19 protein-coding genes and 3 pseudogenes are annotated in these 20,072 nt (G+C 73.4%); 5 read left to right on the top strand and 17 right to left on the bottom strand.

Annotation, left to right across the window (positions count from 1 at the left end; genetic code table 11):
- Positions 1 to 5: 5 nt before the first annotated feature.
- From ABD223_RS17910 to ABD223_RS17895, 4 genes are all read right to left on the bottom strand, one after another.
- Positions 6 to 1,247, bottom strand: coding sequence for a cytochrome P450 family protein (locus tag ABD223_RS17910; protein WP_344037401.1), 1,242 nt, complete (start codon positions 1,245 to 1,247; stop codon positions 6 to 8).
- 14 nt (positions 1,248 to 1,261) lie between these two features.
- Positions 1,262 to 2,914: an FAD-binding oxidoreductase gene (locus ABD223_RS17905; protein WP_344037400.1), complete on the bottom strand. Its 1,653-nt coding sequence runs from the start codon at positions 2,912 to 2,914 to the stop codon at positions 1,262 to 1,264.
- Between the two features lie 377 nt (positions 2,915 to 3,291).
- Complete coding sequence (locus ABD223_RS17900; RefSeq protein ID WP_344037399.1) at positions 3,292 to 3,666, bottom strand: ATP-binding protein; 375 nt, start codon at positions 3,664 to 3,666, stop codon at positions 3,292 to 3,294.
- A gap of 142 nt (positions 3,667 to 3,808) precedes the next feature.
- Positions 3,809 to 4,462, bottom strand: a complete 654-nt coding sequence (locus ABD223_RS17895; RefSeq protein ID WP_344037398.1) for a TetR/AcrR family transcriptional regulator — start codon at positions 4,460 to 4,462, stop codon at positions 3,809 to 3,811.
- A 260-nt stretch (positions 4,463 to 4,722) separates the two neighbouring features.
- On the opposite strand from ABD223_RS17895, the gene ABD223_RS17890 reads away from it, so the two are divergent.
- Positions 4,723 to 5,280: a hypothetical protein gene (locus tag ABD223_RS17890; protein WP_344037397.1), complete on the top strand. Its 558-nt coding sequence runs from the start codon at positions 4,723 to 4,725 to the stop codon at positions 5,278 to 5,280.
- Between the two features lie 10 nt (positions 5,281 to 5,290).
- Here ABD223_RS17890 and ABD223_RS17885 read toward each other — a convergent pair whose 3' ends face one another.
- The 3 genes from ABD223_RS17885 to ABD223_RS17875 form a co-directional block, all read right to left on the bottom strand.
- Entirely contained in the window at positions 5,291 to 6,520 is a 1,230-nt protein-coding gene (locus ABD223_RS17885) for an RNA polymerase sigma factor (protein ID WP_344037552.1), read from the bottom strand.
- Between the two features lie 2 nt (positions 6,521 to 6,522).
- A complete protein-coding gene (locus tag ABD223_RS17880; protein WP_344037396.1) occupies positions 6,523 to 6,852 on the bottom strand; it encodes a YciI family protein in 330 nt (109 codons plus the stop codon).
- 87 nt (positions 6,853 to 6,939) lie between these two features.
- A complete protein-coding gene (locus tag ABD223_RS17875) occupies positions 6,940 to 7,557 on the bottom strand; it encodes a dihydrofolate reductase family protein (protein WP_344037394.1) in 618 nt (205 codons plus the stop codon).
- A gap of 368 nt (positions 7,558 to 7,925) precedes the next feature.
- On the opposite strand from ABD223_RS17875, the gene ABD223_RS17870 reads away from it, so the two are divergent.
- The gene (locus ABD223_RS17870; RefSeq protein ID WP_344037393.1) at positions 7,926 to 9,578 is read left to right on the top strand and encodes a glycoside hydrolase family 27 protein; all 1,653 of its coding nucleotides are present in this window, start codon (positions 7,926 to 7,928) and stop codon (positions 9,576 to 9,578) included.
- A 193-nt stretch (positions 9,579 to 9,771) separates the two neighbouring features.
- Here ABD223_RS17870 and ABD223_RS17865 read toward each other — a convergent pair.
- The 5 genes and pseudogenes from ABD223_RS17865 to ABD223_RS17845 all read right to left on the bottom strand — a co-directional run.
- Positions 9,772 to 10,245 (bottom strand): annotated as a pseudogene (locus ABD223_RS17865) (sugar phosphate isomerase/epimerase family protein); the annotation flags it as partial.
- Positions 10,246 to 10,312: 67 nt separating this feature from the next.
- Positions 10,313 to 10,918, bottom strand: coding sequence for an NAD(P)-dependent oxidoreductase (locus ABD223_RS17860; protein ID WP_344037392.1), 606 nt, complete (start codon positions 10,916 to 10,918; stop codon positions 10,313 to 10,315).
- Between the two features lie 71 nt (positions 10,919 to 10,989).
- The gene (locus ABD223_RS17855) at positions 10,990 to 12,063 is read right to left on the bottom strand and encodes a hypothetical protein (protein WP_344037391.1); all 1,074 of its coding nucleotides are present in this window, start codon (positions 12,061 to 12,063) and stop codon (positions 10,990 to 10,992) included.
- 36 nt (positions 12,064 to 12,099) lie between these two features.
- Positions 12,100 to 12,363 carry an RICIN domain-containing protein gene (locus tag ABD223_RS17850; RefSeq protein WP_344037390.1) on the bottom strand — a complete coding sequence of 88 codons (264 nt, stop codon included), beginning with the start codon at positions 12,361 to 12,363 and terminating at the stop codon, positions 12,100 to 12,102.
- A 21-nt stretch (positions 12,364 to 12,384) separates the two neighbouring features.
- A complete protein-coding gene (locus ABD223_RS17845; protein ID WP_344037551.1) occupies positions 12,385 to 12,828 on the bottom strand; it encodes a response regulator in 444 nt (147 codons plus the stop codon).
- A gap of 676 nt (positions 12,829 to 13,504) precedes the next feature.
- On the opposite strand from ABD223_RS17845, the gene ABD223_RS17840 reads away from it, so the two are divergent.
- The 3 genes from ABD223_RS17840 (at position 13,505) to ABD223_RS17830 (ending at position 17,189) form a co-directional block, all read left to right on the top strand.
- Positions 13,505 to 14,359: an alpha/beta fold hydrolase gene (locus ABD223_RS17840; RefSeq protein WP_344037389.1), complete on the top strand. Its 855-nt coding sequence runs from the start codon at positions 13,505 to 13,507 to the stop codon at positions 14,357 to 14,359.
- 244 nt (positions 14,360 to 14,603) lie between these two features.
- On the top strand, positions 14,604 to 15,422 hold the full coding sequence (locus ABD223_RS17835; RefSeq protein ID WP_344037388.1) for a lipase family protein: 819 nt from the start codon (positions 14,604 to 14,606) through the stop codon (positions 15,420 to 15,422).
- Between the two features lie 327 nt (positions 15,423 to 15,749).
- Complete coding sequence (locus ABD223_RS17830; RefSeq protein ID WP_344037387.1) at positions 15,750 to 17,189, top strand: TIR domain-containing protein; 1,440 nt, start codon at positions 15,750 to 15,752, stop codon at positions 17,187 to 17,189.
- A 22-nt stretch (positions 17,190 to 17,211) separates the two neighbouring features.
- Here the strand turns inward: ABD223_RS17830 and ABD223_RS17825 are convergent.
- From ABD223_RS17825 to cmtR, 5 genes and pseudogenes are all read right to left on the bottom strand, one after another.
- Positions 17,212 to 17,783: pseudogene (locus ABD223_RS17825) on the bottom strand (EAL domain-containing protein); the annotation flags it as partial.
- Between the two features lie 36 nt (positions 17,784 to 17,819).
- Positions 17,820 to 18,029: pseudogene (locus ABD223_RS43575) on the bottom strand (helix-turn-helix domain-containing protein); the annotation flags it as partial.
- A 314-nt stretch (positions 18,030 to 18,343) separates the two neighbouring features.
- Complete coding sequence (locus tag ABD223_RS17820; protein ID WP_344037386.1) at positions 18,344 to 18,856, bottom strand: hypothetical protein; 513 nt, start codon at positions 18,854 to 18,856, stop codon at positions 18,344 to 18,346.
- A gap of 88 nt (positions 18,857 to 18,944) precedes the next feature.
- Positions 18,945 to 19,625 carry a cation efflux transmembrane domain-containing protein gene (locus ABD223_RS17815; RefSeq protein WP_344037385.1) on the bottom strand — a complete coding sequence of 227 codons (681 nt, stop codon included), beginning with the start codon at positions 19,623 to 19,625 and terminating at the stop codon, positions 18,945 to 18,947.
- Entirely contained in the window at positions 19,622 to 19,981 is a 360-nt protein-coding gene (cmtR, locus tag ABD223_RS17810; RefSeq protein WP_344037384.1) for a Cd(II)/Pb(II)-sensing metalloregulatory transcriptional regulator CmtR, read from the bottom strand. Before cmtR ends, ABD223_RS17815 begins: the two co-directional genes overlap by 4 nt.
- Positions 19,982 to 20,072 lie beyond the last annotated feature (91 nt).

Raw genomic sequence — 20,072 nt, 5'->3', positions numbered from 1 at the left:
GGGGTTCAGCGCGTGGTCAGCGGCAGGGCCTCCAGGGCGCGGACGAAACCCGTGCGCCAGCGCAGCGCGGCGGGTTCGACGGCGAGGCGGAGCCCCGGGTGGCGGGACAGGAGCGCGCCGACGGCCTCCTCCCCCTCGATGCGCGCCATGCGCGCGCCCAGGCAGTAGTGGATGCCGTGGCCGAACGCCAGCTGCCGCTGCCGGCGCTCCCTGGTCACGTCGAACTCGTCGGGCCGGTCCCACGCGCGCGGGTCGCGGTTGGCGGCGGCGGTGGCCAGGATGACGTGCGCACCGCGCGGCACCACCACGTCGCCCACCGGCACGTCCGCGGTGGCCAGCCGCGGCAGGCCGGGGTTGGCCGAGCCGTCGAAGCGCAGCACCTCGTCCACCGCGTCCGGCAGCCGGCCGGGTTCGGCGCGCAGCAGCGCGGCCTGGTCGGGGTGGGTGAGCAGGGCGAGCACGCCGCCGCCGATGAGCTGCACCGTGGTCTCGTGCCCGGCGAAGATCATCAGCGCGAGCATGGCGACCAGCTCGTCCCCGGTCAGCCGGTCGCCCTCGTCGGACACCTCCACCAGCGTGGTCAGCAGGTCGTCGGCGGGCCTGCGGCGCTTGTGCGCGACCAGGTCGGCGGCGTAGTCGGCGAACCGGTCCATCGCCCCGATCACCTCCGGCGCCGACTCCTCGTCCGCGAAACCGCCCAGCACGCGCGCCGCGGCCCGGAACACCTCGGCGTCCGCCGCGGGCACGCCCAGCACCTCGCACACCACCGTGATCGGCAGCGGCCGGGCGAGCACGGCCATCAGGTCGAACTCCTCGCCCGCCGCGTCCAGCGCCGCCGCCACCAGCTCGCGCACCCTCGGGCGCAGCGCGTCCATCGGCCGCGCGCCGAACGCGGCGGACACCAGCCGCCGGAGCCGGGTGTGGTCGGGCGGGTCGGTGTTGGCCATCGCCCGCCCGAGCAAGTCGTTGGCGCGCAACAGCACCCGCTGCCCGGCGGGCAGCTCGGCGCGGTCGACGCCCGGCGGCGCCAGCGCGGGCACCACCACGTTGCTCAGGCGGGGGTCGGTGAAACCCGCGACCACGTCGGCGTAGCGGCCGACGAACCAGCGCGGCACGCCGAACCCGTCGGCGAACAGCACCGGCGTGGCGGGCGCCCGTTCCCGCAACCGGTCCAGGACGGGGAACGGGTCCTGGAAGAACGACTCGTCCACGACCACCGGGTCCGCGGTGGACACTGCTTCGGACATGGGGACCCGACCTCCTAGGCGGGGCGGACCGACAGCGCGTGCCGGAAGACGTCCAGCGGGTCCCAGCGGGCCTTGACCCGGGACAGCCGCGCGTAGTTCTGCTTGTAGTACAGCTCGTGCCACGGCACCCCGGACCGGTTGACCTCCGGGTCGGCCAGGTCCACGTCCGGGTAGTTCACGTAGGCGCCGTCGCGCCGGTCGGGCACCCCGCCGGTGTCGGCGTAGACCTCGCGGTAGAACTCGCGGATCCAGTCGATGTGGACCGCGTCCTGCGCGGGGTCCTCCCACGCCGACACGTACAGCAGCTTGATCACGGCGTCCCGGTGGGCGGTGGCCGTCGCGTCCGGCGCCACCGCGTTGATCGCGCCGCCGTAGCTGCTCAGCCCCACCGACCCCAGCACCCGGCCGCGGGTGTCGGTCTCGGTGAGCCGGCGGTGGATGACGCCCAACTGGTCGCCGGTGAACGGCTCGCGCAGGTAACCGGACTTGAACTTGATCCGGAGCAGCTTGGACCCGTCCGGACCGGCGAACACCGCGGTCAACCACGGCCGCCACTGGCGCACCACCCCCACCGGCCGGCCGACGCCCTCGGAGAGCACGTCGAGGAACCGGTCGAGCTGCGCGTCGGCGTCCGCACCGGACGCCTGGCCGAGCAGCACGTGCGTGCCGGTCCCGACGTCGCGCAGGATCAGCTCGGCGTAGAAGCGGTCGGTGGGCGTGCCCGGCGCGGCGTTCTCCGCGCACCACCGGGCGTGGTTGGTCGCCAGCCTGCGGAACGCCGCCTCGTCCATGCCCTCCCACGACCACTCGGCGGTGAAGTCCAGCACCATCGGGGGCGGGTTGGGCAGCAGCCGCGACGGGTCGGCGCCCGTGGCCCCCGGCGTGCGCAGCCAGTACCGGGTCACGATGCCGAAGTTGCCGCCACCGCCGCCGGTGTGCGCCCACCACAGGTCGTGGTTCGGGTCGGCAGGGTCGCGCGTGGCCACCACGGTCCGCGCCGCGCCGGAGGCGTCCACGAAGACCACCTCCACCGCCTCCAGGTGGTCGACCACCAGGCCGTGCCGGCGCGACAGGACCCCGTAGCCGCCGCCCGCGACGTGGCCGCCGGCGCCGACCTTCGGGCACCACCCGCCCGGGATGGTCACGTTCCAGCCCAGGAACAGGCGGCGGTACACCTCGCCCAGCGTCGCGCCCGCCTCCACGGCGAACGCCTGGCGCAGCGGGTCGAAGTAGACCTGCGTCAGGCCCGACAGGTCGATCACGGCCCTGATCCCGGGCGAGTCGACGAAGTCCTCCAGGCAGTGCCCGCCGCTGCGCACCGCGAGCCGCTTGCCGGCCCGCACGGCGCTCTCGACGGCTCGTCGGACCTGCTCGGTCGTGCCGACGACGTCGACGTAGTCCGGGGTGCCGACGAAGCGCTTGTGGCCCCGGCGCACCAGCTCCGGGTACCGGGCGTCGTCCGGCAGGGCCCGCACCGGCCCCAGCGGCGGCACACCGCCCGCGGGATCGGCCGCGGCGTCGCCGGTGAACACCCGGCCGGCGGTCAGGCCACCGGCCGCCAAAGCGGTGGCGCGCAAAGCATTCCTACGACTTAATCGGTCCAACGCGAACTCCCCCAGGTCATTGCCGCCCGAGCCTTCGAAGGCCCGCCGCTCGACGGCCGCCACGCCCGGACACCTGCCGGGCGCCTCTTAATCCGTTCTGCCACGATCCCCACGGGGCTGCAACCGCAAGCGCCGGCCGGCGGGACACGCGCAACGGCGCGAGCAGGGAAGACTACCGAGAGGGTGTCATATGCGCCACCCGTCCGGCCTAATGCGAATCCTCGGGCAAGTCCACAGTGGATTGTGGCGGCGAATTCCGGGAAACCGCACCACAGCAACAATTCTTGCGCGGTGGTGTGGAATAAGGGAATTGATCGGACCGCCCGCCTTCCGCACTCGCGGTGACGCCGAAGCCCTTGCGGGCGAAGATGTCGCCGAGCACGGCGCGCACGTGCGCGCCGGTGGCCCGGGCGCCGGGGACCTCGCGGCTGTCCCGCCAGTCAGCCGCGGTGGGAGACCTCGGCCCACACCGTGGTGGCGCCGGCCTTCGTCGACACGCCCCACCGGTCGACCAGCGCGTCCACCAGCAGCAGGCCCGCGCCCAGCCGCCACCCGCGCGGCGAGCCGGTCTCCCGGTCGCACACGCTGACCTTCAGCACGTCCATCCAGCGGTCCAGCGCCAGTTCGACCGCGAAGGGCGGCGCGCCCCACCGGCGCGCGTTGTCGCACAACTCCCCCACCACCACGCCGACCAGGACGGCGTCCAGCTCCGGCCACTCGCGCAACGTCTCGCGCAACCACGGTGCGACCTCGGTGAGCGGCGCCCGCTCGTCGTCGCGGACCACGAGCACGGCCACCTCGTTCCAAGCTGTCACAGGCTCCCCCGGGTAGGTCGTCGGTCGGACGCGCGCTCGTCACCGATCGCCGGTGCGCCCGGTGGCGAAACGCGCCCGACCATCCTGGCGCAGCGGACCGGCTCCGAACCTGAAGAGAACCTGACGGTCCCGGACCCGGGCGTCACGGGGTCCGGCGGGACGCCTTCTCGCTCCGGGGCCCGGCGGGGGTCCGGAGTCCGGGGGAAGTCCCGGGCCCGGGGGAAGTCCGGGGTCCGGCGGGAGATCCACCGCGCTCCAACAGCTCTTCGACGCCGAGGAGGAACGTTTCGCAGATCGGGGCCGGGTCGGACAGGCAACCCGCCGCCATCGCGCCGTCCCTGAGCATGACGAAGTGCCTGGCCGCCGCCTCGGGCGCCGGCTCCCCGGTCCGCCCCAGCAGTTCCGCGGCGGTGCGCTGGAACCACTCCCGGTGCTCGACGACAGCCCTGTGCACGGGGTGCGCGGGATCGGGGTACTCCGCCGCGGCGTTGAGGAACGCGCACCCCCGGAACGTCGCCGACCGGATGTCGTCGGCGATCGACGCGGCGACCGCTCGCACGACGTCGTCCGCGGGGAGGCCTTCGGCCCGGGTGGCCTCGGTGCGGGCGCGGATCGCCCGGTCGGCCTCGCCCAGGTAGGCGACCACCAGGTCGTCCTTGCTCGGGAAGTGCCGGTACAGCGTGGCGCGGGTCACGGACGCCTCGGAGACGACCCGGTCGATGCCGACGGAGTGGAGACCCTCCGCGTAGAAGAGCCGGCTCGCCGTGGCCAGCAGCCTGGATCGCGCTTCGGTCACCTGCTCGTCCACCTTCCCTGTCGCCGCGCCGAGCATAGCAGGTAGAACGTTCGGTATCTCCCAGCCCAGACCATCCGACCAACGACAGAGAACGTTCGGCGTCCCCCTCCAAATTACCCAGCCAACGACAGAGAACGTTCGGTATTGACAGCAGGTCGAACGGCAGGCAGGCTCGCGACAGTAACGAACGTTCTATGTAGCTGGGGTGCGCACCGGCCACGAGGCCGTCGAGCCGCGCCTCTCCCTCCGGAAGGACCACCGTGACCGCTCTCGCCCCGCCGACCACCAACGGGATCGCGCTCGCCCTGCGCCGGCTGTACCTCGCGCGGTTCGGGTTCGCCGTCGTCTGGGCCGGCCTGCTGTTCGCCACCAAGTCGGACCTCGGACCGGTGAGCATCGCCCTGCTCGTCCTGTACCCGCTGTTCGACGTGGCCGCGGCCGTCGTGGACGCCAGGTCCGCCGCCGCCGGGCAGGCCCGCGGACTGCACGTGAACATCGCGATCAGCCTGCTCGCCGCCGTCGGCGTGGCCCTCGCCTGCTCGTCCGGCGTGCCGGACGTCCTGCGCGCGTGGGGCGCCTGGGCGATCGCCTCCGGGCTCGTCCAGCTGGTCGTCGGCGTCAGCCGCCGCGGGATGGGCGGTCAGTGGCCGATGATCCTCAGCGGCGGCATCTCCGTGCCGGCCGGCGCCTCGTTCATCGCGGCGGCCTCCGCGGCGGACCCGTCACTGGCCGCCCTGTCCGGCTACGCGGTCCTCGGCGGCGTCTTCTTCCTCCTCTCGGCGCTGCGCCTCGGCCGGGCCGCCGGGCAGGACCTCTGACGCCCTCGGGTCACCGCCCCAGCTGGTCGCGGCGGCGTGCCAGGTAGGCGGTCTCGGCGGTGTTGCCCGCCAGCTCGATGGCCCTGTCGTACGCCGAGCGCGACTCCCGACCGCGGCCCAGCCGGCGCAACAGGTCGGCACGGGTCGCGTGGAAGGCGTGATAACCGGCCAGCCCGCCCTCCAGGCGGTCGACGACGGCCAGCGCCACCTCCGGGCCGTCGAGCTCGGCGACCGCGACGGCGCGGTTGAGGGCGACGACCGGCGAGGGGTCGAGGCGGACGAGCTGGTCGTAGAGGGCGACGACCTGCGACCAGTCGGTGTCGCGCACGTCGCGGGCGGAGGTGTGCACGGCGTTGATCGCGGCGAGGACCTGGTACCGGCCCGGGGCCACCCCGGTGGCCAGGCGCTCGCGCACCAGCCGGTGGCCCTCGGCGATCAGCTCCGCGTCCCAGGCGCCGCGGTCCTGCTCGCCGAGGGCGACCAGCTCGCCGCTCGCCGAGACCCGGGCGGCGCGGCGGGCCTCGGTGAGGAGCATCAGCGCCAGCAGCCCGGTCACCTCGCCGTCCGCCGGCGCGAGGGAGTGGACCAGGCGGGTGAGCCGGATCGCCTCGGCGGTCAGGTCGTGGCGCACGGGACCGGTGTCGGGACCGGTCGCCAGGTAGCCCTCGTTGAAGACGAGGAAGAGGACGGCGAGCACGCCGGAGAGGCGCGCCGGGAGGTCCTCCGCGGACGGCACCCGGTAGGGGATCCGGGCCGCCTTGACCTTGGCCTTCGCCCGGGTGATCCGCTGCCCCGCGGCGCTCTCCCCCACCAGGAAGGCGCGGGCGATCTCGGGCACGGTGAGACCGCCGACCATGCGCAGCGTCAGCGCCACGCGGGCCTCCACCGCGAGCGCCGGGTGGCAGCAGGTGAAGATCAGCCGGAGCCGCTCGTCGTCGACGGCGCCGACGGGCTCGGGCGGGTCGTCGTCGTGCAACACCCGGGCCTCCTGGTGCTTGTCGTCGCGCTTGCCCTCGCGCCTGAGGCGGTCGATGGCCTTGCGGTTGGCGGTGGTCGTCAGCCAGGCGCCGGGGTTGGGTGGCACGCCGTCGGCCGGCCACCGCTCGACGGCGGTCGCGAACGCCTCGGCCGCCGCCTCCTCGGCGACGTCGAGGTCACCGAAGCGCTTGGTCAAGGCGGCGACGATCCGTGCCCACCCCTCGCGGTGGGCACGGGTGACCTCCTGGTGGGCGTCGATCACGGTCACCCGCCCAGGAACGGCCGCAGCTCGACCCTGCGGTTGCAGCGCTTCGAGCCCTCGGCGGCCAGTTCGAGCGCCACGTCGGGGTCGGGGGCCTCGATGACCCAGAACCCGGCGAGGTGCTCCTTCGTCTCCAGGAAGGGCCCGTCGGTGACCATCGGCTCCCCGCCCCGGTTGTCGACGACGGTGGCCGTGCCGGGCGCGGCGAGGCCGCCCGCGAAGACCCAGTGGCCCCCCGCCGCCAGCCGGTCGTTGAACGCGGTGATCGCGGCCATCTCGTCCGGGGTGGCGGAGCCGGTCTTGTCGTCGATGACGGAAACCAGGTACTGCATCGCGGATCATCTCCTGCGGTTCGGGGTGGCCACTCGCGGACAGCCTTTCACCGGGCGGTGAGCGCGCCCGCACCCGTGGCGCGCCCTTCAGGTCGTGGCGTACCGCGGGCGGCCGCCGGGCCGGTAGACCTGGACCACCACCCCGTTCGAGGTGGCCCGGGAGTCGACCAGGTCGAGCGCCGCGTCCGGGCCGGCGGCGGGGAACAGCCGCGTGCCCCGGCCGACGACCACGGGGTAGGTGAGCAGGACGACCTCGTCGACCAGGCGGTCGTGGAACAGCCGGCGGACCAGGTCGCCGCTCCCGTGCACCTGGAGTTCGCCCTCGTGCTCGGCCTTCAGCCCGCGGACGGCGGTCGCGAGGTCGCCGGGGAGGACGGTCGTGCCCGCCCACCGGGGATCGGTGAGCGTGGTCGACGCCACGTACTTGGGCCGCCCGTTCAACGCCGCCGAGATCGGGTTGTCGCCCTGACCCGTCCCCCAGGAGCCGGTGCCCCAGGAGCGGGCGAAGATCTCGTAGGTCCGCCGGCCGAACAGGAACGCGTCGGCGCGCCGGTAGACCTCGCCGAGGAACGCCTCGGCCTCGTCGTCGAACAGCGGCAGCGCCCACCCGCCGCGCTCGAACCCGCCCCCGCGGTCCTCGTCCGGCCCGCCGAGCCCCTGCATCACCCCGTCGACCGAGAGGTGCGTGACGGTGGTCAGCTTCATGGTCTCCTCCTGCGGGTCGAGGCGGCCCCGGTGGGCGCCCTCCCACCACTGCCACGAACGGCTCCGACCCGATCCGACACCGACCGCCGAATTTCTTCTGCGGGCTTCTCGGCGGGGCCGGACGTCTCGACCGGAGGCCCGGACGTCCGAACGGCGCAGCTTCGGGGCGCATCCTGGCCATCTTCGGCCGACAACGCCGGACAACGCTGGACACCACCGGGCGGGCTGCCTAATGTAACGTTCAATGTTAGCGCTAACAGCGCTAACGCGGGTGGACCGCTCGTTCCGCCGCGCCCGGTTCGCCCTTCCCCGGACCGACAACCGCAGACCTCCCGCCCGCACCGGGCGACGAGGGTCAAGGAGAGGCAATGACGCCCACTCGATCGCGGAGGCGACTCCTGCGCCTGGTCACGGTCGCCGCGGCACTGGCCGCGGTGGTGACCGCCGCGCCACCGGCCCCGGACCGGGCCGCCGCAGCCCCCGGGAGCCCCGCGCTGACCCCACCGATGGGGTGGAACTCGTGGAACTCCTTCGGGTGCGACATCAACGAGGGCATGATCCGCCAGGCCACCGACGCCATCGTGAGCTCGGGGATGCGGGACGCCGGCTACCAGTACGTGGTGGTCGACGACTGCTGGTACGAGCCGCAGCGCGACGGCGCGGGCAACCTGCGCGCCAGCGCCTCCCGGTTCCCCAGCGGGATGAAGGCCCTGGGCGACCACATCCACGCCCGGGGCCTGAAGTTCGGCATCTACATGGCGCCCACCGACCGCACTTGCGCCCAGCGGGTGGGCACCTACCCGGGCTCGACCGGCAGCGGCGGCCGCGAGGCCCAGGACGCCCGCACGTTCGCGTCGTGGGGGGTGGACTACCTCAAGTACGACTGGTGCAACCCCTGGGGCACCCGGGACGAGCAGGTCGCGCGGTTCACCGCGATGCGCGACGCCCTGCGCGCCACCGGCCGCCCGATCGTCTACAGCATCAACCCCAACAGCCTGCACGCCATCACCGGCGACAAGTACGACTGGGGCCAGGTCGCCGACCTGTGGCGCACCACCGAGGACCTGCTCGACATCTGGCAGAACGGCAACGTCAACAGCTACCCGATGGGCGTGGGCAACGTCGTCGACGTCACCGCGCCGCTGGCCGCGCAGGCCGGGCCGGGGCACTGGAACGACCCGGACATGCTCGTGGTCGGCCGACCCGGGCTCACCCTCGCCGAGTCGCGGTCGCACTTCGCGCTGTGGTCGTTGATGGCCGCGCCGCTCATGGCGGGCAACGACATCCGCACCATGTCGGGCGACGTCAGCGCGATCCTGCGCAACCCGGGGCTGATCGCGGTCAACCAGGACCGGCTGGGCGCGGGCGGCAGGCGGGTGCGCGACGACGGCAACACCGAGGTCTTCGCCAAACCCCTCTCCGACGGCTCGGTGGCCGTGGGCCTGTTCAACCGGGGCGGCGGCAGCGCCACGATCTCCACCACCGCCGCGCAGGTCGGCCTGTCCGGCTCCTCCTTCACCCTGACCGACCTGTGGACCGGCGGCGCCACCGGCTCCTCCGGCACGATCTCGGCGACCGTGCCCGCCCACGGCGTCGCGGCGTTCCGGGTCAGCGGCGGCAGCCCCGTCGCCGCCACCACCGCACGTCTGCGCGGCACCGGCTCGGGCCGGTGCGTCGACGTGGACAACGCCGCCACCGCACCGGGGGCCGCCACCCTGCTCTGGGACTGCCACACCGCCGCCAACCAGCTGTGGACCACCTGGGCGAACGGCGAGATCCGCGTGTTCGGCAACCTGTGCCTGGACGCCGACAACCAGGGCACCACCAACGGCACTCGCGTGATCACCTGGACCTGCAACGGCCAGGCCAACCAGAGGTGGACCCCCGGCTCGGACGGCTCCCTCCGCAACGCCCACTCCGGGCTCTGCCTCGACGCCGACCAGGCCGGCACCGCCAACAACACCAGGCTGATCCTGTGGACCTGCAACGGGCAGGCCAACCAGAGGTGGACCCGCGCGTGAACGAACGTGGCGCCCCGGCCGCACGAGCCGGCCGGGGCGCCACCACCACCGCAACTCCATGACCGTCAAGGGCTACGTCAAGTCCAACCACGTCGACTACTTCCTCGGCGCGGGCATGGCGACGCCGCCCCGCCCGAGGATCACCTACCAGCCCAGGTAGGCGATCACCCGGACGAGGAGCGGCCCGCCACGGGTGCACGGCATCCCACGGCACGGCGACCAGCGCGGGGTCGGCGAAGGGCTCGACCAGGCGCAACGCCACCTCACCCGTCGGGTGGGAGTCGTGCGTCTCGACCAGCAGCCGGACACCGCTGTCGCGCAGCTCTGGCAGCACGGCGCCGATGCGGTCGTGGGCCGGACCGACCCGGCCGTCCGCACCGCCGGGGAACACCCGCACGGCGGGAGCCCCGAGCGCGGACGCCAGGTCCACCAGGGCGCGCAGCTCCGCGACCACCGGCTCGTCGGGGCCGGGCGCGCAGACCCTGGCGTGACCGGCCAGGCAGGCGACCGCCAACCCGGCGTCCTCGACCTGCGCGCGCACGGCGGCCGTCCGCGAGGGCGGCAGGCCGAGTCGCACCTCCTCGTCCGGGTGAGCCCGGATCTCCAGGCCGTGGCAACCGTGCTCCGCCGCCACCCGCGCGCTGTCGCGCACCGGGGCGCCCGGCATGCCGAGTGTGCTCATCGCGAACCGCCACGTGCCGCTCACGAGCACCTCACCTCCACCCGTTGGCCTGTCAAGCGATGTACAGGAGCTGCTCGGGCTCCACCCGCCCGAGCAGCGGCGCGCCCTTGACGAACCGGCCCACCTCGCCGAGGCGGCGCAGTTCGCGTCCCTGGGCACCTGCCAGGTGGGGGGTGACCAGGACGTTGGGCAGCGTCAGCAGCGGGTGGTCCGGTGGCAGCGGCTCGGGTTCGGTGACGTCGAGGATCGCGGAGATCGCGCCGGTGCGGCACGCCCGGGCCAACGCCTCGGTGTCGACCAGCGACCCGCGAGCCGTGTCGACCACCACCGCGCCCTCGGGCAGCAGGGCCGGCCCGCGGGCGTCGAGGAGGTGGCGGGTCTCGGGCAGGGCGGGCGCGTGCACGGTGACGAGGTCGCTGCGGCGGCACAGGTCGTCCACGCCGACCGGTTCCACACCGAGGCGGGCGGCTCGGGCGGTGGTCACGAGCGGGTCGTGGAGCAGGACCTCGACGTCGAACGACCGCAGCCGGTCCAGCAGCCCGTCCTGCCGCGGGCACACCAGCCGGCCGTTGCGACCGTCCCGCACGCTCACGGCCGCCGCGGGCGCCGCGGGCGCCGCGGGTGACCCGGCGGTGAGCATGTGCTGCTCGGCACCCACACCGTCATCCTCGACTCGGTCCGGCCCCTCATCTCCGGCGAGCCGCCGGGCGGGGCGCGACCGGTCGGGGTTCAGCACACCGCCCAGGTGCTGTTGACCATCGTGATGTTGCGGAACTCCGAGTTGCCCGCGCACGGGCTCTCCCTGATCGTCTGGTTCGTGACGGTCAGGTTCTGGAGGTTGATCCGGTTGTTGTTGGGGAACTCGGAGCGCACCGCCAGCCGGATCCCGCCGCCGCCGGACACCCAGCCGCCCTGGCTCGCGATCGTGACGCCGTAGCAGTTCTCGATCAGGATCGCGTTGCCGCCGGTGTTCGACAGCTCGACGCGGTCGATGACCAGGCCGCCGCTCTCGGACACGCAGAACACGCCCCGACCGCCGCCGCCGGCCTCGACCAGGCCGACCCTGATGTTGTCCGGGTAGGCGTCGTTGACCCGACCGTTGCGGTTCGCCGTGCGGAACGCCGCGTAACCGGTGCCGGAGCCGGCGTTCTGCGCGTCCACGGTGCCGACCGAGGCGTTGGTGGTCTCGTTGAGCAGCAGGCCGGATTCGCCGACCGAGCGGGCCACCACGGTGCCGATGGTGATGTTGTCGACGCCGTAGGTCTCCACCGCGTGCGACGAGGCCCCGGACACGTAGACGTAGTCGATGGTGATGTCGCGGCTGCGCCGGCTGGTGTCGCCGCGGTTGTCGATGCGGACGCCGAGACCGCGCGACAGCCTCATGTCGACGTGGCCGATGTCGACGTTGGTGACGTTGCGCATGAAGATGCCGTAGAGCGGCGCGCCCGTGACGTAGAGGTGCTGGACCTCGACCTGCGTGGTGCCGCGCGAGTACACCGGCGCGTAGTCGCCCGAGCCCGAGCCGGAGACGTTGATCGTCCCGCACGAGTCCAGGGTGGTGTAGCTGGGCAGAGAGATCCGCTCACCCGCGCCGATCGTGCCGCCCTGCCAGAGGACGACCCGCTCCTTCCACGTCCGGTTCGCGGTCAGGCTCCCGATCGCCGCCTGCGCCGCGGAGCGGAAGTCCGAACCGGAGTACACGACCGTGCCACCGCACCGGGCGGTCCACGTGCCGTTGTTGTTGAACGCCTCCGCGTGGAACGTGCCCGAGCCGCAACCGCTGCCGCCCCCGTTGAGCTTCACCAGCTGCCACTGCTGGTTCGTGCCGCCGGTGTCCGGCTACTGGACGAGCTCGGCGCCGTCCGCGGTGGAGAAGTTGAGCACGTCGACGGCTTTGTTGCCGGCCCGGTTGACCAGCCGGACGTAGCCGTTGTCGGAGTCTGCCAGGCGGAACTGCTGGTTGGATCCGTTGTGGTCGGTCCACTGCGTGAGGCCGGCGGGGTCGTTGGTGGACGGGAAGTCCAGGGCCTTGCCGCTGTTCCGGTTCACCAGGACGTAGTAGGCGGACGTGTCGACCGTCGCCGCGGCGGCGACTCCCGGCACTCACCCGGACGGGTCGACGAGTCAGCCGGGCAGGCAGGCGACCGTGCCGAAGAACCCGGCGACCTGCCGGACCACGGCGGCGAACTCCTCGGCGTCCGACGGCTTGGCGAGGTAGGCGTTGGCGTGGCTGGTGTAGCTGGACAGCACGTCGACCTCGGCCTGCGAGCCGGTCAGCACGACCACCGGGATGGAGCGCAGGCCGTCATGGGCTTTGACCTGGCACAGCATCTCGCGGCCGTCGAGGCGGGGCAGGTTGAGGTCGAGCAGGACCAGGCCGGGGCGGGGCGCGTCGCGGTGTTCCGCGTCCCGCAGCAGGAACGCCAGCGCTTCTTCGCCGTCGCGCACCACGTGGAGCCGCACCGGGCTGTCGGCCAAGGCCTCGGCGACCATGAGCGCGTCGCCGGGGTCGTCCTCCACCAGCAGCACGTCCAGCACCGCACCCGGTTCGAACCCCGAGGAGCCCATCGCGTTGGTCACGGGACGACCCTAGCCGCCGAGCGAGCCGGTCGCCGGGACGTGCCGGCGGGTCGCCCCGGCGCCGGCGGCGGGGACGGTCCCGGTTGGGCGGGACATCTCGCCACATCGCCGCAGGTGAGCACACCTGAGACACCCGATCGAGCAAATCTGTGATCGCTGGAGTAGACATTCACGCCCTGACGCGTGTAGTGTTCTCCTTGTCGGACAGAAGAGAAGATCTTATCGGCGCGGGAGATGACGAACTGCCCGCGAATGGCGCAGTACGGCAAGTCCAGGATTTCCGCGAACGAGTTGGTCGAATTCAGAGGAGAAGGGACGGGTTGCACGCCATCGGATCGCCTGCCTCGGAGTGAAGTCCTCCGGGTGGGTACCGCACTCCAGTCGGATTGGGTGGTGGTTTCCGGTTACGTACGAGCGATCCCCGCGTCATCCGGAACTCGTGAGGACGGCGCGGTCATGACGAACCGGTCTTCGTGATCGGTTTGGTGGAAGTGAACCCATACCCCGGGGCCCGGTGCCAAGACGGCACCGGGCCCCTCGTGGTGCGGTCGCGGAACGGCACGCCGAGCGCGCGACCGGGCACGGCTTTGACGCATTCGGGGAAGGCGGGCGACCGGCGGCGATAGCGTGTGCCGCGATCAAGCAGCTGTCCCGGAGGTTGGCGATGCACTCGACGGTCCGCTCGTTCCGCACCCCCGACGGCGTCACGCTCGGGGTCGAGCACTTCGGTGACGAGGAAGCGCCTCTCGTGCTGCTCGCGGGCGGCACGACCATGCTCTCGTGGCCCGACGCGCTCTGCGAGGCGCTCGCCCGCGGCGGACGTCACGTCGTGCGCTACGACCTGCGCGACTCCGGCACGTCGACGACCGTCGACCCCGAGGCCCCGGCTTACGCGCTGCGCGACCTGGCCGCCGACGCGGCCGCGCTCGCCCGCGGCCTCGACGACCGCCCCGCGCACCTGGCGGGCATCGGGGTCGGCGGGATGGTCGCCCAGGTGGCCGCGCTCGACCACCCGGACGCGTTCTCGGCGCTCACCCTCGTCGGGACGCGGGCGGTCGCACCGGGCCCGGTCGACGACGACCTGCCCGACCACGACGCGGCGACGATCACCCGCCGGTTCGCGCTCCCGAGGCCCGACTGGTCCGACCGCGCCGCCGTGGCGGAGCACGCCGCGACCGGCGCGGAAGTCCTCGGCGACGATCCCGTCGCGGCACGCCTGACCGCCGAGCGCATCTTCGACCGCACGCCCGGCGCGGGGCCGGCCGTCCGGATGGCCAACCACCTGGGCATGGTGTTCTCCAGGCTCGACTGCGCCCCGCGCTGGCGCGAACGCCTGCCCGGACTCGCGGTGCCGACCCTCGTGGTGCACGGCGGCCGCGACCGCTTCTTCCCGGTCGGCAACGGCGAGGCGCTCGCCCGCGAGATCCCCGGCGCGCGGCTCCTCGTGCTCGACCAGGCCGCGGGCGCCATCCCCGCCGCCGACGCCGACGAGGTCGCCGCGGCGATGCTCGCGCTGTAGGCGGTCGGCGACCACGCGCCGGCGCTGCGGGCTCCGGGCAGGTCCGCCCGCTGCTCCCCGCAACCGCACCCGGTACCCGGCCGGACGGCCCGGGTGACCGGGTCGGGTGATGCGACCATCCCGGTGGGGTGAACGGCCTGCGTGGTGCGGTGCGGCCGGGGCAACGGCACGGGTAGGCACGGACCACGCGCGGCGAGAAGTCCCGCCGCCGCACGACGTGTCGTCTCCCGTGAGGATGGAACCGATGTCCGCGCCGACGTTGAACCACCAGGCCACCGGCTACGACGCCCGCCAGGCGTACTGCATGGCCCGCGCCGCCGAGCTCGCCTACCAGGACCGGGAGCGGATCGAGGCCACCGCCGCCGAGTGGGGCTTCGACCGGGTCCGCCACCACCACTCGACGTTCGAGCCGCCGTTCGCGCTCAGCGACACCCAGGCCTACACCATGGCCAGTCCCACCATGGTCGTCACCGCGTTCCGGGGCACCGAGCCGGTCCAGCTGCGGGACTGGCTGTCGGACGCCACAACCCCGCCGTGGCCCGGCCCGGCGAAGACCGGCCTGGTGCACCACGGGTTCGCCGAGGCGCTGCGGGCGGTGCTCCCGTCGGTGCTCGCGGCCGTGGAGGAGCTGCGCGACGACGAGCAGACGGTCTGGTTCACCGGCCACAGCCTCGGCGGGGCCCTGGCGATGCTGGCCGCGGCCTGGCTGCACTTCGAGGACCCCGAGCTCTCCGCGCAGGGCGTCTACACCTTCGGCCAGCCCCGGACCTGCGACACCACCCTGTCCAAGGCCTACGACAAGGCGCTGGCCGGGCGCACGTTCCGGGTGGTCAACAACAACGACGTCGTCGCCCAGGTCCCGCCCGAGCCGGTGTTCCGCCACGTCAAGGGCCTGCGCTACATCGACTCCTCCGGCAAGGTCCGCGAGTCCATGCCCGTGGTGACCAACCTGCTCGACCGCGGCAAGGGGCTCACCGCCGACCCGTTCGCCCCCGCCGGCGACGGCATGCGCGACCACCTCATGAAGGCCTACATCGCCGCCCTGGAGAAGAACCTGCCCTGACCGGCCGCCGTCCGCACGCGCACCCGGGGCGCGCGGAGCGCCGGCCCACCCCGGTGCGGCACCACCGGGCGGCCGGCCCCGAGGTCTCCCCCTGCCGGCCCCGCACCCGCGCGGCGCTTCACGACGCGTCGGGACGGCAGCGGCCACGGGTCCGGTCGCCGGCGGGTGCCGTGATCGGCTGCGGTACCCGGGCGCACGGGCAGCCCGTCCTGGCGGGGTCGGCGTTCGGCGGGCGCGCCCGGCGACGGCAGTAGCATGTGGTCCCCCCGGCCCGACCGCGGGCGGGCGACGGCGCCGATGGCCCGTCACGGCCGGCGAGGACCACTCATGATCCACAAGAAGGACCTGGGCAGGCTGGACTTCATCGCCAAGGGCGCGGACGGCAGCGTCTACGCGCTGCCGGACCTCCGCCTCCCGGGGTGCCCGCCCCTGGCGTACAAGGAGGCGGGGCAGCCCGCCCTCCGCGAGTTCTCCTTGCCGGACTGGAAGCGGGTGCTCGACGCCATGGCGCGAGCCGTCGCCTTCCGCTCGGGGTTGAGCCCGTCGGATCGCGACGACCTCGACGAGTGCACCACCTGGCCGATCGACATGGTCGACGACGGCGGGCTGCCGTGCGGCTCGGTCATGCCGCTGCTGCCACCCGACTTCTTCGTCCGGACGAATCCCGCGTCCGGGCCGCGGAAGGACATCCCCCTGGACCTGTCCTGGCTGTCCGCCAAGGACTCCCAGGCGCGGGCCGCGGGTGTCGACCCCACGGCCTTCCGCGACCAGCGGATCAGGGTCGTGCTGCTGGCGGAACTCGCACGCGCCCTGTGGCGCCTGCACGAGCACGGGATCGTCTACGGCGACCTGAACCTCCGCAACGTGGCGTTCGCCCTCGGCCCGCCGAGGATCAAGCTGCTGGACTGCGACGCCACCGCCCTGCTCACCGATCCGACGCGCAGGCAACTGCACTCGCCGTTCTTCTCACCGCCCGACACGGCGGGTCGGTGGAAGCTCCAGGACGACCGCACCGACGTCTACAAACTGGCGTTGTGCGTCATCCGCGGCCTGAACCCCGGGCCGGGCGCGACCCAGCACCGCGATCCGACGTCGCTCGTCGGCAAGCTCGACCCGCCCGCGATCGAGGTCGTCAGGCGAGCGGTCGACGTGGACCCCCTCCGGCGTCCGACCGCGAGGGAGCTCTTCGAGTGCCTGGAGTGGAACCTCCCGGCGAACGCGCTGCCGCCGGAACGGCGCCCGACGAGCACCGGTGGTGGCGCCCCGTCACGGCGGGAGGCGCCGAACCCGCCGGGCAACGGCGCCTCGGGGAAGGTCTTCCTCAGCTACCGCCGAGCTGACACGCGCCACCTCGTGGGCAGGTTGGCCGACCGGCTGGTGGAGCGGTTCGGCGAGGACCGCGTCTTCTGCGACGTCGACTCCATCGCCGCCGGCGAGGATTTCGCGGAGGTCGTCGAACGCGAGGTCAACGCGTGCACGGTCCTGCTGGCGGTGATCGGGCCGGGGTGGCTGGACGCCGCGGACGGGCAGCGGCGACGGCGGTTGGACGACGGCGACGACCTGGTGGCCTTCGAGGTCCGGACCGCGCTGGCGCGGGGGATCCGGGTGATCCCCGTCCTCGTCGACGGCGCGTCGATGCCACCCGCGGACAGGCTGCCGGCCGGCCTCGCCCCACTGGCCGGGCGCAACGCCGTGACCATGACCCACGAGAGCTTCCGGTCGGACTTCCACCGACTGGCGACCCGGCTCGCGGAACTGGTCGACTGACACGAGGACCGCGGGCGCCACGTCAATCCCACCGCAGGAAGATCACCACGCTTTCCCCGTCGGGCCCGGTCTCCGCCGTCCGCGCCCGGAGCCAGGCTTCGAAGCGGTCCTCGGACAGGGGGCGTGAGATGAGGTAGCCCTGGGCGACGTCGCAGCCCATGCCGATGAGCTGGTCGCGCGCGGCGTCGTCCTCGACGCCTTCGGCGACGACGGTGAGTTGCAGCGAGTGGCCGAGTTCGACGATGGAGCGGACCACGGCCATGTCGCCGAGGCCGGTGGCCTCCACGGCGGGCACGAACTCGTCGGGGTCGACCCGGCCGAACTCGGGGTGCTTCCAGCGCACCAGGGCCTCCGCGCCGACGACCTGCCTGCTGGGCAGGGCCACCTTGGGCTGGTAGTGCACCGAGACCTGGCCGCTCTCCAGCGCCGAGCGGAACTGGGTGACCAGCTGGAAGCGGCGATGGACAGCGCGGTCCGCAGCCGCTCGGCGATCTCTTGCAAGCACCCCGCCTGCCGGTCCAGCAGCAGCACGGCGAACGCGCCGCCCTCCAACCGCGCCGGCGGCACCTCCGGCCCCAGCTCGTTGGCCACGCGCACGCGCTCCGGCCGCCGGCGCTCGTCGGGCGTGCACGCCTCCACCACCGCCTCCACGAACGCCCACGGCGGCAGCTGGTCACCGGCCAGTTGCTTCGACACCGTCGTGTCGCTGCACCCGCAGTGCCTGCCCATCGCCTTGAGCGTCAGCTCCGAGTGGTCCACCAGACCGCGCAGGTGCCGGGCGAGGTCGTGCCGCGCCCGGTCACCGCCTTTGAGGGCACCCCACGGGCGACCTGACCGCATCCCCACCTCGCACCCGTCCCGTCCGCGGACAGCCGGCGGTTGTCCGCGGCGAACCACATTGCCAGTCGGGACAAGGGCGGGACCAGCGGCGGACCGCGAGGGTTCGGCTCGAAGGCGGTGCACGTGCGAGGAAGAGCGAGGAGAACCCATGGTGGTGGACGTGATGGCGTGGGCGGGGACCGCCGCGGTGGCGGTCGGCGTCCTCACCCGGCTGCCCGCCGCGACCACGAAGTTCGTCCGCGCCCTCATCCCCCTGGCCCGCGCGTGCCGTGACCTGCGAGCGGAATTGCGGGGGCGTCAGGGCCCGGACCGCGTCACGGGGCCGGCTCGGCGGCCCGCATCGAGTCGAAAGCGACCGTGCGGATGCCCGTGAGGATCTTCAGGTAGCGGTACGGCTTCGACGACGGGGCCTTGACCGTCGTGGTGCCGGTGGCGCGGATCATGCCCAACTGGCCCTGCCCGAGGCGCTTCCCGTCCCGGTCCAGGAAGTGGACGTCCATGGTCACGCCGAACACGTCGCCGGGCTGGAGGGCGTAGTGGACCTGGAGGTCGCCTACCCCTTCCTCGCCCTCCCCGAGGTCGAGCACCAGGAATTCGGCGAACCGCCCGTGCACGGTGGCGTACCGGCCGTCGGGCGCGCCGACCAGGTCGGCCGCGTCGTCCACCTGCACCTCGTTGTCGGGTGCGAGCGCGTCGACGTACGGGTCCGCGGTGGCGGACGAGGTCCTTGCGGGAGCGGCAGTGGCGGCAGTGGCCCCGGCGGCGGCCCCCGCAGCGGGCAGCAGGAGCGCGGTCAGGGCGGTTGCCAACAGGGTCGGGATGCGCATCCCCCGAGTATCCGAGCCGGTCCTGCGCCCCGGGAGGCGCCGGTGGCGAATTGCGCCATCCGTGCGCGGTCCCCTGCCCGGTGACCGTTCAGCAGCAGTGTTCGCCGCGCCAGGCCTCGCGCCCCTCCTTGACCGCGACGGCGGCGATGACCAGCGCCACGACCGGGTCGGCCCAAGCCCAGCCGAGCAGGGAGTTGAGCAGCAGGCCGACCAGCAGCGCGCCGGACAGGTAGGTGCACAGCAGGGTTTGCCGGGAGTCGGCGACCGCGCTGGCCGACCCCAGCTCACGCCCGGCACGGCGCTGCGCGGCCGACAGGAGGGGCATGACCACCAACGAGACGGCCGCCAGCACGATGCCGACCGTGGAGTGCCCCGCTTCGGCGGCGCCCAGCAGGGAGCGCGCGGACTCGACGGCGACGTAGGCGGCCAGGGCGAAGAAGGACACCGCGATGACCTTCAACGCCGCGCGCTCGCGCTTCTCGGGGTCGGAGCCGGAGAACTGCCAGGCCACCGCGGCGGCCGAGGCGACCTCGATGACCGAGTCCAGGCCGAAGCCGATCAGCGCGGTGGAGGAGGCGATGGTCCCGGCGGTGAGCGCCACGACCGCCTCGACCACGTTGTAGGTGATCGTCGCCGCGACCAGCAGCCGCACCCGCCGGGTGAGCGCCGCCCGCCGCGGCTCCTCGACGGTCTTGGACGCGCAGCAGCCGTCACCGGCCGCTGCCGGGGCGGGCGTCGGAACGGGGGTGAGCGGCAGGTCGGCGCTCACCCGCTCGTCCCCACCGCGGTCGGGACGGCCGCCGGCCGCTCGTCGTTGAGGCAGGGCTCGGCGGTGTCCACGGCGAGCACGACCTCGACCAGGTCGCCCAGCGCCCGCGCCAGGCGGGCGTCGGCCAGGGCGTAGCGGACCTGACGGCCCTCGTAGGCGGCGACCACGAGGCCGCAGCCGCGCAGGCAGGACAGGTGGTTGGACACGTTGGAGCGGGTCAGCCCCAGGTGGTCGGCGAGCCGGGCGGGGTAGCTGATCCCGTCCAGCAGGCCGACGAGGATGCGGCAGCGGGTCGGGTCGGCCAGCGCCTTGCCCAACCGGGCCAGCACGTCCTCCCGCGTCTCGCACTTCATCATGCGCGGAACAATACAGCAGTGGCTGTACTACAGCCATGACTGAACTGCTGGTCCACATCGCACCTCGGTTGTGCACGTTCCCAATCAGTTC

Source organism: Saccharothrix xinjiangensis (assembly GCF_039527585.1).
GTDB classification, from domain to species: domain Bacteria; phylum Actinomycetota; class Actinomycetes; order Mycobacteriales; family Pseudonocardiaceae; genus Actinosynnema; species Actinosynnema xinjiangensis.
The sequence above is the reverse complement of the archived record's forward strand: the minus strand, read 5'-3'. Positions and strand labels throughout refer to the sequence as shown.